Source organism: Streptomyces sp. NPDC023481 (assembly GCF_055560195.1).
Genome location: NZ_JBVHJE010000003.1, coordinates 38,199 through 51,256 on the forward strand (window position 1 = coordinate 38,199; position 13,058 = coordinate 51,256).

A 13,058-nucleotide genomic window follows, 5' to 3' on the forward strand; every position below is an offset into this window, starting at 1 on the left:
ACCCTATGGCCCCGCCTGCCCCACCGCGCCCGGTGCGGGCTGCCGTACCCGGGCCGCCGGCCGGCACCGGTGGGCCGTACGACGACCGGCCCGAACTCCCCCTGGACACGGAGAAGTTGCTGGCCGCCCGACTGCACGCGGTGAAGGTACGCCCCTACCTGGCCGCCGCCCTCTTCGCGCTGCACGTCGTGGCGGACCGCTCGGTGCCGACGATGGCGGTGGACGCCCACTGGCGCTGCTACGTCTCACCCGGCTTCGTCGCGCGCACCCCGGTGGAGGAGCTGGCGGGCGTCTGGGTGCACGAGGTCTCCCACCTGCTCCGGGACCACCACGCACGCGGCGAGCGGTACGCGCGCGAGCACGGACAGCACGGACAGCACGGACAGCACGGGTCGGGCGAGGGGACGGGTTCCCCGGGCGCCGGGGCCGGGGAGAGGCTGCGCCGCAACATCGCCGCCGACTTCGAGATCAACGACGACATCTACGGTGACGGCCTGCCCCGGCCCGCCGGAGCGGTGCTGCCGTCCCTGCTGCGGCTGCCCGAGAACCTGTTGATGGAGGAGTACCTGCGGACGGCCTCCCTGTCCGGGATCGCCGCCGAACTGGCCTGGCTGGACTGCGGCAGCGGTGCCGACGGGCACCCCCGGCCGTGGGAGCTGGGCCCCGACGGCGCCCACGGGTTGAGCAGGCAGCAGCGGGACGCGGTCCGCTTCCGGGTCGCCGAGGGCATCAAGGGCCGGCCGGGCGAGGCACCGGAGGGATGGCGCCGCTGGGCGGACGAGGCGTTCCACCCGCCGCAACCGTGGCGGCAGTTGCTGGGCGCGGCCGTCCGTTCGGCGGCCGCCGCGCCGGGCACGGGCGGGAACCACAGCTACCGCCGCCCCTCCCGGCGCTCGGCCGGCCTCCCCGGTGTCCTGCTGCCGAGCCTGCGCCGCACCCCGCCCCGCGTCTGCGTCGTGATCGACACCTCCGGGTCGGTCAGCGACGCCGAACTGGGCAGCGCCCTGCTGGAGGTCGCGGCGATCTCGCGGGCCGTCGGCGGGCGGCGCGACCTCGTCTCGGTGATCTCCTGCGACGCGGCGGCCGGGGTCGCCGTACCGCTGTGCCGCGCCGAGAACATCGAACTGCTCGGCGGCGGCGGGACCGATCTGCGCTCCGGCTTCGTGCGCGCGCTGCGCTCCCGGCCCCGCCCGGACGTGATCGTCGCCCTCACCGACGGCCAGACGCCCTGGCCCTCCGCGCAGCCGCCCTGCCGTACCGTCGTCGGACTCTTCCCCCGCCCCTCGCACGCCGTGAACGAGAACGATCCCGACTACGTCCCCGACACCCCGCCGCCGTGGGCACGGGTCGTCACCATCGGCTGAACCCGCGACGCCCCCTGGCCGGCCTGGCGGGGCTCAGCCCTTCCACTCGCGGTCGAGCAGCGCGTACACGTACTCACTGCCCCAGCGGTCGCCGTCGAGGTCGTTGTCGACCAGATGCGCTTCCCGGCGCATGCCGAGACGCTCGCAGACGCGCACCGAGGCGGTGTTGAGCACGTCGAGCCGGGCGAAGACCCGGTGGACGCCCAGCCGGCCGAAGGCCAGCGAAGCGAGGGCGCGCGCCGCTTCGGTGGCGTAACCGCGGCCCGCGTACCGCGGGTTGAGGGACCAGCCGATCTCCGCCTGCCGGGCGTGGGCACTCGCGAGCTTGAGGACCACCTCGCCGATGACGACCTCGGGCTCCTCCGCCCGGCACACGGCCAGCATCAGCACGTCGCCGTCGGCCGTCCACGGGGTCCCACCCGCCCGCGCGGCGATGGACTCGGCGCAGTCCTCGCGCGTGAGCGGCGGCCGGTACAGGAAACGGGCCACCTCCGGGAGGCGTTGATAGGCGTACCGGTCCTCGATGTCGTCAGTGCTGAAGAGCCGCAGGATCAACCGGTCGGTGGCGAGCGGTGCGTGGACATCGTGCGAGACAGCGGTCATTCGGACCTCCCCGTGTGCTGCCAGTGCGTCACCGGGCCAGCGTAGTGTCGGCGGCCTCGCAGAGGGCGAGGTGGTCGGGGTGACCGTGTTCCCCGAGGTACCCCTCGCCGACCGTGCGGGAAGCACCCGGCGCGAGGGCGTAGCACAGGCCGGTGGCGCCGTCCCGGTAGACGACCCGCACGCCGACCGGGTAGGCGCAGTCGCTGGCGGCGTCGGTGTACCGCCAGCTCTCGTACATGGCGACGCAGGCGGGCGCCGGCCCGGGATCCTCCGATCCCGCGAACACCGGCGCCGCGAACGCCGGTTCCGTGAGGGTGAGGGGAAGGATCGAAGACATGACGAGACCAGCCGCCCGCACGGACCATTTCATCCAACTCTGCACGGATTCCACTCCCTGACTCTCCTACACAAGGCGTACACATGACTCGAGTTACCGGCTTGAACGGCCTCTCGTGCGTTCGGATGTCGAAGGAACCAGACGGTCCGGCCGGGCGCAACACGCCTGCGCCCGCCTTCGGACACGGCGGTGGTTGCACGGTCGGGACGGTCGGTGTCCTGCTGCGGGGTGCCCTGGGCCGTAGCGGCGGACCACGTGAGGCTTCAACCGTTTCAGCGTCCGCCGGCGCCCGCGTTCCGTTCCTCCAGGCAGCGCGCCCCGGTGCCGGCCGAAGCTTCGGTACGTCTGCAAGCGGCGGCGCGCCCGGGGCAGGCCACCCTCGGCCGAAAGAGGCTGGACCGGCCGTCACCGGGTAGTCGGACCTCGCGGGGCCCGACAGGAGCGGGGCACCCCTGGCGAGAGGAGTGTCATGGCAGGCGTTTTCCAGCGGCTCAAGGAGTACGCGCGCAGTCCCCAGGGCCGGCGCACGATCGAGCAGGTACGCCGTACCGCGTCCGATCCACGCCGACGGGCCCAGGCCCAGCGACTCCTCGGCAAGCTGCGCGACCGCCGGTCGGCGTAGGAGACGTGACCCCGCCCGAGCACCGGTCACCCGAGGGGGCGGCCCCCGCGGCCGCCCCCTCGGTGTTCGGGCGTGGCGCTTCCCTCACTCCCCGTGCTCGTCCCGGCCCACCGGATGGTGGGCGAAGAGACCCCCGCTGTTATTGAATGAGGGGAGGTCCGAGTACGGCCCCGGCAACGGGCCGGGGATTGCTGGGAGAGCCGCATGGACTCCACCCCCTCCCCCTCGTCCCCCTCGGCGTTCGACCTGGTCAGTGGCGCCCTGGGGCGGTACATCCCGCGCGATGGAGCGACCGGGGACCACAATTCTGCCGACGCCGAGGGTGACGGCGGCAGCCGCCCGCGGGTGCCCGGCGACCCGGCGGCGGGGCGGCAGGAACAGATCCTCGGCGCGGTCAACCTGGACCGGGACCTGGTCATCACCCGCTGCAACGTGGACGCCCCCGTGTTCGCCGGTCTGGACGCCAGGGTCGGCAGACCGTTCGTCGATCTGCTGCCGCCCGGGGACGTGCCGACGGTCACCCGGCGGCTGCGGCAGGTCCTGGACACCAAGGAGGCCCACGTCGCCCGGATCCAGCGGCTGCGCCGCCGCGACGGCTCCGAGCTGGTGGTCTCCATGAGCATCCTGCCCGCCGCCGAACCCGGGGAGGCCCTGACCGTCTCCGTGATCGCGATGGCCCGGCGGCTGCACCTCTACGCCGCCGAGACCGCGATCGGCACCTCGCTGGACATCGGCGAGACCGCGCAGTCGCTGGCGGAGTCCCTGCTGGCCTGGGGAGACGTGGCCGCCGTCGACCTCGACTTCGCCGTGTGGACGGGCGAGGGCGTCACCGGGCAGGCGAAGGGGCGCATCCGGCTGCGGCGGGCGGCCCTGGTGCCGGACCGCGCCTGGCCCGAGGGCTATGTGACGCCCGGCGACGATCTTCCCGGTGACGCGAGTCGACTGCTGGCGCAGGCGGTGCTCCGGGACGACGTCCCGCAGACCATCGTCATACCCGACCGGGAGGCGGTCGAGCGGGTACTGGGCAGCCCGCGCGTGGTGCGTGCCCTCGTCCCCGGCGACCGGTCGGCCGGTGTGGCGTGCGTCCCGCTGGTCCTGGACAGCGCGCCGCCCGTCGTCCTGGGCGTGGCGGAGGTCTGGCGGCGGGCGGACTGCCCGTTCCGCGACAGCGAGCTGTTCGACCTGCAGGAACTGGTGGCCAGGACCGCCCACCACGTCGACCTGGCACGTCAGCACCAGCGCGAGCACACCCAGGTGCTGGCCCTGCAGCGCCGGCTCCTGCCCCGGACCGGCGGCGGCACCGTCGAGATCGCCAGCGTCTACCAGCCCGCCACCCCCGACAGCGCGGGCGTCGGCGGCGACTGGGTGAACAGCTTCCCGCTGCCGGACGGCCGTACCGCGCTGGTGGTCGGCGACGTCGTCGGGCACGGCTTGGGAGCCGCGGCCACCATGGGCCAGCTGAGCATGGAGGCCCGCGCACTGCTGTCCGCGGGGCTCGCGCCCGACGAGGTCCTGGAGCACCTGGACGACACCGTGTCGCTGCTGGACGACGCGGAGACCGGGCTGACGGCCGGCTACAGCGCCCTCGGCTCGACCTGCTGCATCGCCCTGTACGACCCGGTCGGCCACCACGTGACCCTGTCCAGCGCCGGCCACCTCCCGCCGGTCCTGGTCTCCCCGGACGGGCACGTGGGCCCGCTCGAGGTCCGCCCCCACCCCGGACTGGGCGCCGAGTTCGCGCTGCGGGAGCCGTTCGACGTGCACACCTTCGACGCGCCCCCGGGTTCCCTGCTCGCCCTCTACACCGACGGCCTGGTGGAGGATCCGGCGGTGCCGATCGACGAGGGCATCGCCAGGCTGGCGGACGCCGTGTCCACGGTGCACCCCTGGGACACCCTGCAGCAGGCCGCACGGCACGTCGTCTCCGCGCTGTCGCCCGCGCGCCAGCGCGACGACGTGACCCTGCTGCTCGCGCGGATGACCGGCTACCGCAGGGAGGACACCGCGACCTGGCGGCTGCCCGCCCGCGACGACGCCCCCGCCCGGGCCCGCGCGCACGTCGCCGAGCTGCTCGGGCAGTGGCACACCAGGGACGACACCCGGCACACCGTGCTGGTACTGGTCAGCGAGCTGGTCACGAACGCGGTCCGGTTCGCCACCGGCCCCGTCACGGTACGGCTGATCAGGACCGGTCACGGCCTGCTGTGCGAGGTCGGCGACACCGGCAACGGCAGGCCGCGGCTCAGGCGCGGCGGCCCGTTCGACGACAGTGGCCGCGGCCTGCACGTCGTGCACCGGCTCACCACCCGGTGGGGGGTCCGGTGGACGGACACCGGCAAGGTGATCTGGGCCGAGGTCGCGGGGTGACGCGGCCCCGCACCGGGAGGACCGGCAGGATCCGCGGGGAAGGGCCTACAGCCACTCCCCTTCCAGGGCGGTGGCGGTCAGCCCCGGTGCCGCCGCGTACAGGACGGCGCGGTCGCCCGGCTTCTGCCGCCCGGCGTCGTGCGCCCGCCGCAGGATGTCGAACACGGCGGCGCCGCCTCGGTTGCCGCTGGTGTAGCTGTCCCGGCTGAAGTCCAGCAGACCCGACGGCCAGGTGTCCGGCATCGTCTGCTCCATGTACTCCAGCACCCGCGTCCCGCCGGGGTGCGCGAGCAGCACGTCGGGGTGCCAGGCGTCGGGGGAGTCCTGGTGGCGGATGCGCAGCCACTCCCACATCGCGGCGACCGTCTCCTGTACGGCGCGCGGCCCGCGCCGGTCCATCACGAAGTGGGTGCCGTCCGCCCGCGTCTCCAGGCGGTGCAGGTCCTGGGTGCCGGGCAGGGTGTGGTGCCAGGCGCCGTCCAGGCGCAGCACCGACTCGGGCCTCGGGCGGCCGGTGACCACCGCGGCGACCGCGGTGTCCGCGAACAGCAACCGGACGATCAGGGACTCGAGGGTGTCGTCCGCGGGCTGGTAGGTGGTGCTCAGCGCCTCCGCGATGACGACCAGGACCACCCGGTCGGGATCCGCGGCCACGAGATCGGCCGCCAGCGCCAGGGAGCGGGTCCCCGCGATGCAGGCCCACTGCGTGGCCGGCAGCAGCATCGCGTCCTCGCGCAGCGGCAGCTTGTTGGCCAGGGATATGTCCAGGCCCGGCAGCGCCGGGGTGGTGGAGTGACTGGTGATCAGACAGTCCACGTCCGCGACGTCCAGCCCGGCGATCTGCAGGGCGCCGCGCGCCGCCTGCTCCCCGTAGGACTGCACGGCCTCCCAGGCCGGCGCGGTGCGCTCCTGGACGGTCTGCGGCGCGGGCACGGACTCCAGGGCGGCGATCACGCGGTCCACGTCCTGCTGCGTGAACCCCTCGTCGGCCAGGGCCTGTTGGGCCGGTTCGACGCCGACGGCGCGCAGGGCGCCGCCGTCGCCGGGTGTGACGGCGGTCTCCAGCGGCAGCATCCACCCGCGGGTCTGGATGCCCGTACTGGCCGCGATGTGGTCGATCCGCGGCGCCCACGCGGCACCGGGGTGGCGGTCGCGCACCTCCGCCACGATCTGGCTGGTCTGCACGGGGTGCCTGCCGTGGATGACGGCAGGAGGACACAGGTAAGCGGCCATGGTGGGGCACCTTCGCAGGGGGAACAGGGGAAATGTCGCGAATGCGGCGCTTCGAGCATGGACGCTAAAGGGACATTTCCGCTGTGATGCAGACAACTTAGGCCGGTCCGGAATGCGTGACACGGCACACACCGCTGCACCGGGGCCCCTGGGGCCGCTACCTGACCCGGCGTCGGCTCACGCCAGGACAGCCGGGTCCTGGCGGGTGCCGACCGCACGGGCCGACAGCCCGGGCCGCTCTCGGATCTGCCGGTCCGTCAGCCCGCCGGACCGGGCCCCCGGCTCGTACGGGGACCCGGCGTGTGTCACCGCTCCCGCCGGCCGCGACGGCCAGGCCTCCACCGGGTAGAGCGCGTGCCGGTGTCGGCCACCCCCGCGCGTGCGGCGGCCTCTGGGGCCGGCAGGGCGACCGGTGGAGCGTACGCGTGACGGACCTCACCGCCAGGGCCGCGGGGTCGGCTGGGCCCTCTCGTCCGGAGCTGCCGACCCGAGCCGTCCTGGTCCGGAGGAAAGCACCTAGGGCAGGGCCAGCTCGGCCCAGATGGTCTTTCCGGACGCGGTGTAGCGCGTGCCCCAGCGCTGGCACATCTGGGCGACGAGGAACAGGCCGCGGCCCCCCTCGTCGTCCCGCCGCGCTCGCCGCAGGTGGGGTGCGGTGTGCGCGTTGTCGGACACCTCGCACAGCAGGGAGCGGTCCTTGATCAGCCGCAGCGTGACGGGCCCGGTGGCGTACCGGATGCTGTTGGTGACCAGCTCGCTCACCACGAGGGCCGCCGGGAACGACAGTTCGGACAGGCCCCAGTCCGCCAGCCGGCGCTCGGTGTCCGTGCGGGCGCGCGCCACCATCGCCGGGTCGGACGGCAGCTCCAGGTCAGCGACCTGCTCGGCGCCGAGCCGCCGGGTGCGCACGAGCAGCAGCGTGGCGTCGTCCGCCTGGGGGCCGGGCGGCCGGGCCGACAGCGCGCGGTCGCACAGTTCCTCCAGCGGGCAGCGCTGCCAGGTGAGGACCTGGGACAGCCGGTCGATGCCGGTGTCGATGTCGGTGCTGCGGTCCTCCACGACCCCGTCGGTGAAGAACGCCACCACGCTGCCGCTGGACAGACTCAGCTCGACGTTCTCGTACGGCAGGCCGCCCAGCCCCAGCGGCGGACCCGGCGCCAGCGCGGACAGGGCCACCGAGCCGCTCGCGTCGGCCACGATCGGCGGGGGATGGCCCGCGCTCGCCCAGACACACCGGCCGCTGACCGGATCGTAGATCGCGTACAGGCAGGTCACCCCGAGCGTCTCGTCGCCCAGCCCGTCCTCGGTGGGCGGCTCGGAGTCCTGCGCGACCAGGCCGTCCAGCCGGGTGAGCAGCTCGGCCGGGTCCAGGTCCAGCAGGGCCAGGGCCCGTACGGTGGCACGCAGCCGGCCCATGGTCGCGGCCGCGTGCATCCCGTGGCCCACCACGTCGCCGACGGTCAGCCCCACGCGGGCGCCGGACAGCGGGATCAGGTCGAACCAGTCGCCGCCCACGCCCACCCGGCTGTCGGCCGGCAGATAGCGGTACGCCACCTCGACCGCGCTCTGCTCGGGCAGGTGCTGCGGCAGCAGACTGCGCTGGAGCACCAGGGCGGCCGCGTGCTGGCTGGTGTAGCGGCGGGCGTTGTCGATGCCGACGGCGGTCCGCTCGGCCAGCTCCACGGCGAGCGTCTGCTCCTCGGGCCCGAAGCGGTCGGGGTTGCTGCTGCGCCGGAAGGTGGCGAGGCCCAGGACCGCGTTGCGGGTGAGCAGCGGGACGAACAGGCAGGAGTGCGGGGCGACCGCCCCCGACCCGTCCGGCGGGCCGGGCGGCGAGGCGTCCATGACGGGGCGGCTGGTGGCCAGACTCCGCGCCTGCGGTGACCACGGCGGGTACGAGACGGGGCTGGTCCGGAACTCCTCCGGTGTCCGGCCGTGCATCCGCAGCAGACTGTGCCCCGGCGCCGAGCCCGTCGGCGGCTGCCGCCCGTCGATGACCGCGGGCGGCAGGTCCACCAGCACCTCGTCGGCCAGCTGGGGCACGGCCACGTCCGCGAGCTCCGCGGCGGTACGGCGCACGTCCAGCGAGGCCCCGATCCGCTTTCCCGCCCGCACCAGCAGCGACAGCCGCTCCTGGGCGCGGTAGCGCTCGGTGATGTCCAGCGACTCCTCGAAGAGACCCAGCAGTTCACCCCGGGCGTCCACCAGCCGGTGGTACGAGCAGGACCAGACGTGCTCGCGGACCGGGTCGGCGGGGGCCCGCCCCCGGTAGTGCATGCCCGTGATCGGCTCCCCCGTGGCGAGCACGTGCTCCATGATCTGGTCCTCGTCCGGAGGATGGTGGCGGGAGACGAACTCGCCCTCCGGGAAGAGGTCCGCGGCCGGCCGGCCGATGTACTGGGCGATACCGGCCAGTTCCAGGTCGGTGGAGACGTTCGCCCACACGACACGCAGGTCGGTGTCGAAGATCGTCAGGCCCACGTCGGACTCGGTCGCCAGTCCCTGCAGCATCGCCAGCTGCGCCTCCCAGCCCCGCAGTGTCTCCAGGTCGGCCGCGACCACGACGGTCGCGGCGGCGCCCCGGTGCGCGAGCGGGCTGAACGTCACGGCCGCGCGCAGGGTGCGACCGTCCCGGCAGCACAGGTCCAGGACCGTGCCGCGGGGCCGGTGCGCCGTGCAGAGCCTGCGGAGAGCGTCCGGCCGCTGCCCGGAGACCGGTGCCAGCAACCGGGCGGCAGGCTGTCCGAGTACGTCCTCCGGCGGATGGCCGAGCAGGCGCTGGGCCGAGGATCCCCACCCGACGATGCGGCCTTCGGCGTCCAGTACCGCGGCGGCGGCCCTGGAGAGGTCCAGCGGGCTGTGGAAATCGACATGGGGGGCATTCGGAAAACGATCCATGGCACCGCTTCCCTTCGTGCCCCCTCAGGATCGCGTGCCGGGTGACGGACGACAACCGCACGCCGTGAGCCGCGTCGCATCGCACGGGACAGGCTTGCTATGCAACGAGTTGCATAGCAAGATCGGGGCCATGGCGCTCGAACACGCGATCCTGGTGTCGCTCCTGGAGAAGCCAGGCTCCGGCTACGAGCTGGCCCGGCGCTTCGAGCGGTCCATCGGCTACTTCTGGACCGCCACCCACCAGCAGATCTACCGCGTGCTCAAGCGCATGGAGAACGACGGCTGGGTCGACGTCCGGGACGTCCCGCAGCAGGGCCGGCCGGACAAGAAGGAGTACTCCGTCGCCGACCTCGGCCGCGCCGCGCTCACCTCCTGGCTGCACGATCCGATCGAGCCGGAGAGCGTCCGCCACGATCTCGCCGTGAAGATCCGGGGCGCCGCCTTCGACGACGACCCGGCCGCCCTCACCCGCGAGGTGGAGCGGCACCGGCAGGCCCACCGGGCCCGGCTGGCGCACTATCTCGCGGGACAGGCACGGGACTTCACGGACTCCGAGCCGAGAGACACCGGCCCGGTGCCCGCGCCCGGCAGTGACACCGGCCCCCGGCCCGCGCCCGACCCGGAGCGCGAGCTCCAGCACGTCGTCCTGCGCGGCGGCATCGCCTACGAGCGGATGATGATCGACTGGCTGGACGACGTGCTGGCCACGCTGGCCCGGTTCGGCCCGGACCGCTGATCACCGCCGTACCCGCCGCAGGATCCCCGGCCCGGCCCGCCGGCCGGCCGCCCCCGCCCCCGTCCACCAGCCGAAAGGCGTCATCTCCCATGGCCGACCAGCTGCTGTTCAACCCGCGCACCTACGACCCCGCGCACTTCGACCCCGAGACGCGCCGCCTGCTGCGTGCCACCGTCGACTGGTTCGAGGAGCGCGGCAAGACCCGGCTGATCCAGGACTACCGCGATCGCGCGTGGCTCGGCGACTTCCTCGCCTTCGCGGCGAAGGAGAACCTGTTCGCCACCTTCCTCACCCCGTCGTCCGCGGCGGGGGAGGGGCAGCCGGACAAGCGGTGGGACACCGCCCGGATAGCCGCGCTCAACGAGATCCTGGGCTTCTACGGCCTCGACTACTGGTACGCCTGGCAGGTCACGATCCTCGGTCTCGGCCCGGTCTGGCAGAGCGACAACGCCGCCGCCCGTGCCCGCGCCGCCGAACTCCTCGACCAGGGCGAGGTGTTCGCGTTCGGCCTGTCCGAGAAGGCGCACGGCGCCGACATCTACTCCACCGACATGCTGCTGGAACCGGACGGCGACGGCGGCTTCCGCGCCACCGGCTCCAAGTACTACATCGGCAACGGCAACGCGGCCGGACTCGTCTCCGTCTTCGGCCGCCGTACCGACGTCGAGGGCCCCGACGGCTACGTGTTCTTCGCGGCCGACAGCCGGCACCCGGCCTACCACCTGGTCAAGAACGTCGTGGACTCCTCGAAGTTCGTCAGCGAGTTCCGCCTGGAGGACTACCCGGTAGCGGCCGAGGACGTCCTGCACAGCGGCCGCGCCGCCTTCGACGCCGCCCTCAACACGGTCAACGTGGGCAAGTTCAACCTGTGCACCGCCTCGATCGGCATCTGCGAGCACGCGATGTACGAGGCCGTCACCCACGCCCACCACCGCGTCCTCTACGGCCGCCCCGTCACCGCCTTCCCGCACGTGCGCCGGGAGCTGACCGACGCGTACGTCAGGCTCGTCGGCATGAAGCTGTTCAGCGACCGCGCGGTGGACTACTTCCGCTCCGCCGGTCCGGACGACCGCCGCTACCTGCTCTTCAACCCGATGACCAAGATGAAGGTGACCACCGAGGGCGAGAAGGTCATCGACCTGCTGTGGGACGTCATCGCGGCCAAGGGCTTCGAGAAGGACAACTACTTCGGCCAGGCGGCCACGGAGATCCGCGGCCTGCCGAAGCTCGAAGGCACGGTCCACGTCAACCTGGCGCTGATCCTGAAGTTCCTGCGCGCCCACCTCCTCGACCCGGCCGAGTACCCGGACGTGCCGACCCGCCTCGACGCGGCCGACGACGACTTCCTCTTCCGGCAGGGCCCGGCCCGGGGCCTCGGCGCGGTGCGCTTCCACGACTGGCGGCCCGCCTTCGACGCGTACGCGCACCTGCCGAACGTGCGCCGCTTCCGCGAACAGGCCGACGCGCTCTGCGAGTTCGTCGCCACGGCCGCCCCCGACGCGGAGCAGAGCCGCGACCTCGACCTCCTCCTCGCGGTCGGCCAGCTCTTCGCCCTCGTCGTGCACGGGCAGCTCGTCCTGGAGCAGGTCGCCCTGACCGGCCTGGACGAGGACGTGCTGGACGAACTCTTCGCCGTCCTCGTGCGGGACTTCTCCGCGCACGCCGTCGAACTGCACGGCAAGGACTCGGCGACCGAACGGCAGCAGGAGTGGGCGCTGGGCTCGGTCCGGCGGCCGGCCGTCGACACGGCACGCACGGAGCGGGTCTGGCAGCGGGTCGAGGCCCTGGCCGGCGCGTACGAGATGGCCCCGTAGCCGCGCACCACGCGTCGGCGGGCCGGGGGCGGGTCACGCGCGGTCCTGAACGGTGCACTTCTCCACTTACTTGACTGACTCCATGCAAGGCGTACGGTCGAAAGGAGAAGGCAGTCGATCCCCGAAGGGGTGCCCGCATGACCCGCACGATCCCCCGGGAGTCCCTCCCGGGCGGAGCGATCCCCGGCCCAGCCGCCCCCGAGCCGCCGACCGGCGGGCCCCGGCCCCTGCCGTGGTCACCGGCCGCGTGCGGCCTGGCACGCGGCGTCGTGCGCGAGGCGCTGACCCGGTGGGGTCTCGGCGAGCTGGCGCCGGTCGCCGAACTGCTGGTGAGCGAGCTGGTGTGCAACGCGGTGCGGCACGGCTCCGGCCCGCTGCACCTCACCGTCGAGCGGGCCCCCCAGGTGCTGCGCTGCGCGGTCAGTGACGGTTCGTCGCGGCCGCCGCGCCTGACCGACGCCGGCCCCGAGGACGAGGGCGGCCGCGGACTGGCCCTCGTGGACACGCTGGCCGCACGGTGGGGTCACGAGCGCGCCCTGCCCTCGGGCAAGACGGTGTGGTTCGAGCTGCCCGCCGGGGCGGCGCGGCCGGGCCTGGTCACGGCGCGGAACGAGCCGGAGAGCGAAGGGGAGGCCGCATGACGGAAGCGGCGGCCGGTGAGGAGCCGATGGCACGGGCCGCGGCCCGCCTGCGCACGGCGGGCATGCGGGTGACCGTCCAGCGCATGGCCGTGCTAGCGGCGGTCTGCGGGTCGGCGGGCCACCTCGACGCCGACGACCTGCGCGAGCGCGCCCGGCAGGTCACCGGCGGCCTGTCCCTGCAGGCCACCTACAACGTGCTGCGCGCCCTCACGGAAGCCGGTCTGGTCCGGTGCACCCAGATCCCCGGCCACCCGGCCCGCTACGAGGAGGAGCACCGCGACAACCACCACCACTTCGTGTGCCTGCGCTGCGCCGCCATCCGTGACGTGGAGTGCACGGTGGGCGCCGCCCCCTGCATGGAGCCGCGGTTGCCGGCGGAGTACGAGGTCCACGAGGCCGCCGTGACCTTCTGGGGGGTGTGCCCCGACTGCCGGGCGGCGTAG

Annotated in this window: 11 protein-coding genes; 7 read left to right on the forward strand and 4 right to left on the reverse strand. The window is 73.7% G+C overall.

The genetic code is table 11. From position 1 onward, the window contains the following. The first annotated feature begins 5 nt into the window (after window positions 1-5). Complete coding sequence (locus ACZ3ZD_RS07665; protein ID WP_467394631.1) at window positions 6-1,364, forward strand: vWA domain-containing protein; 1,359 nt, start codon at window positions 6-8, stop codon at window positions 1,362-1,364. Window positions 1,365-1,397: 33 nt separating this feature from the next. Here the strand turns inward: ACZ3ZD_RS07665 and ACZ3ZD_RS07670 are convergent, their stop codons facing one another. Then, window positions 1,398-1,967: a GNAT family N-acetyltransferase gene (locus ACZ3ZD_RS07670; protein WP_467394633.1), complete on the reverse strand. Its 570-nt coding sequence runs from the start codon at window positions 1,965-1,967 to the stop codon at window positions 1,398-1,400. A 28-nt stretch (window positions 1,968-1,995) separates the two neighbouring features. Then, window positions 1,996-2,304 carry a hypothetical protein gene (locus ACZ3ZD_RS07675; protein WP_467394635.1) on the reverse strand — a complete coding sequence of 103 codons (309 nt, stop codon included), beginning with the start codon at window positions 2,302-2,304 and terminating at the stop codon, window positions 1,996-1,998. A gap of 469 nt (window positions 2,305-2,773) precedes the next feature. On the opposite strand from ACZ3ZD_RS07675, the gene ACZ3ZD_RS07680 reads away from it, so the two are divergent. Together ACZ3ZD_RS07680 and ACZ3ZD_RS07685 are read left to right on the forward strand one after the other, a co-directional pair. Continuing rightward, on the forward strand, window positions 2,774-2,926 hold the full coding sequence (locus tag ACZ3ZD_RS07680) for a hypothetical protein (RefSeq protein WP_467394636.1): 153 nt from the start codon (window positions 2,774-2,776) through the stop codon (window positions 2,924-2,926). Between the two features lie 204 nt (window positions 2,927-3,130). Next, window positions 3,131-5,293, forward strand: coding sequence for an ATP-binding SpoIIE family protein phosphatase (locus ACZ3ZD_RS07685; protein WP_467394638.1), 2,163 nt, complete (start codon window positions 3,131-3,133; stop codon window positions 5,291-5,293). A gap of 45 nt (window positions 5,294-5,338) precedes the next feature. On the opposite strand, the gene ACZ3ZD_RS07690 is transcribed toward ACZ3ZD_RS07685, so the two are convergent. Then, on the reverse strand, window positions 5,339-6,526 hold the full coding sequence (locus ACZ3ZD_RS07690; protein ID WP_467394640.1) for a beta-ketoacyl-[acyl-carrier-protein] synthase family protein: 1,188 nt from the start codon (window positions 6,524-6,526) through the stop codon (window positions 5,339-5,341). Window positions 6,527-7,042: 516 nt separating this feature from the next. Further along, window positions 7,043-9,424: a SpoIIE family protein phosphatase gene (locus ACZ3ZD_RS07695; protein WP_467394642.1), complete on the reverse strand. Its 2,382-nt coding sequence runs from the start codon at window positions 9,422-9,424 to the stop codon at window positions 7,043-7,045. 130 nt (window positions 9,425-9,554) lie between these two features. Here ACZ3ZD_RS07695 and ACZ3ZD_RS07700 point away from each other — a divergent pair, with 130 nt between their 5' ends. The 4 genes from ACZ3ZD_RS07700 (at window position 9,555) to ACZ3ZD_RS07715 (ending at window position 13,058) form a co-directional block, all read left to right on the forward strand. Next, window positions 9,555-10,160: a PadR family transcriptional regulator gene (locus tag ACZ3ZD_RS07700; protein WP_467394644.1), complete on the forward strand. Its 606-nt coding sequence runs from the start codon at window positions 9,555-9,557 to the stop codon at window positions 10,158-10,160. An 89-nt stretch (window positions 10,161-10,249) separates the two neighbouring features. Continuing rightward, entirely contained in the window at window positions 10,250-11,974 is a 1,725-nt protein-coding gene (locus ACZ3ZD_RS07705) for an acyl-CoA dehydrogenase family protein (protein WP_467394646.1), read from the forward strand. A gap of 137 nt (window positions 11,975-12,111) precedes the next feature. Beyond that, window positions 12,112-12,615: an ATP-binding protein gene (locus ACZ3ZD_RS07710; protein ID WP_467394648.1), complete on the forward strand. Its 504-nt coding sequence runs from the start codon at window positions 12,112-12,114 to the stop codon at window positions 12,613-12,615. Continuing rightward, window positions 12,612-13,058 carry a Fur family transcriptional regulator gene (locus ACZ3ZD_RS07715; protein ID WP_467394650.1) on the forward strand — a complete coding sequence of 149 codons (447 nt, stop codon included), beginning with the start codon at window positions 12,612-12,614 and terminating at the stop codon, window positions 13,056-13,058. Before ACZ3ZD_RS07710 ends, ACZ3ZD_RS07715 begins: the two co-directional genes overlap by 4 nt.

Bases quoted from the DNA above. Each gene is read 5' to 3' on its own strand.
- ACZ3ZD_RS07695 (WP_467394642.1), bottom strand. From the start codon at position 9,424: ATGGATCGTTTTCCGAATGCCCCCCATGTCGATTTCCACAGCCCGCTG.
- ACZ3ZD_RS07715 (WP_467394650.1), top strand. From the start codon at position 12,612: ATGACGGAAGCGGCGGCCGGTGAGGAGCCGATGGCACGGGCCGCGGCC.
- ACZ3ZD_RS07710 (WP_467394648.1), top strand. From the start codon at position 12,112: ATGACCCGCACGATCCCCCGGGAGTCCCTCCCGGGCGGAGCGATCCCC.
- ACZ3ZD_RS07665 (WP_467394631.1), top strand. From the start codon at position 6: ATGGCCCCGCCTGCCCCACCGCGCCCGGTGCGGGCTGCCGTACCCGGG.
- ACZ3ZD_RS07685 (WP_467394638.1), top strand. From the start codon at position 3,131: ATGGACTCCACCCCCTCCCCCTCGTCCCCCTCGGCGTTCGACCTGGTC.
- ACZ3ZD_RS07680 (WP_467394636.1), top strand. From the start codon at position 2,774: ATGGCAGGCGTTTTCCAGCGGCTCAAGGAGTACGCGCGCAGTCCCCAG.
- ACZ3ZD_RS07675 (WP_467394635.1), bottom strand. From the start codon at position 2,304: ATGTCTTCGATCCTTCCCCTCACCCTCACGGAACCGGCGTTCGCGGCG.
- ACZ3ZD_RS07670 (WP_467394633.1), bottom strand. From the start codon at position 1,967: ATGACCGCTGTCTCGCACGATGTCCACGCACCGCTCGCCACCGACCGG.
- ACZ3ZD_RS07700 (WP_467394644.1), top strand. From the start codon at position 9,555: ATGGCGCTCGAACACGCGATCCTGGTGTCGCTCCTGGAGAAGCCAGGC.
- ACZ3ZD_RS07690 (WP_467394640.1), bottom strand. From the start codon at position 6,526: ATGGCCGCTTACCTGTGTCCTCCTGCCGTCATCCACGGCAGGCACCCC.
- ACZ3ZD_RS07705 (WP_467394646.1), top strand. From the start codon at position 10,250: ATGGCCGACCAGCTGCTGTTCAACCCGCGCACCTACGACCCCGCGCAC.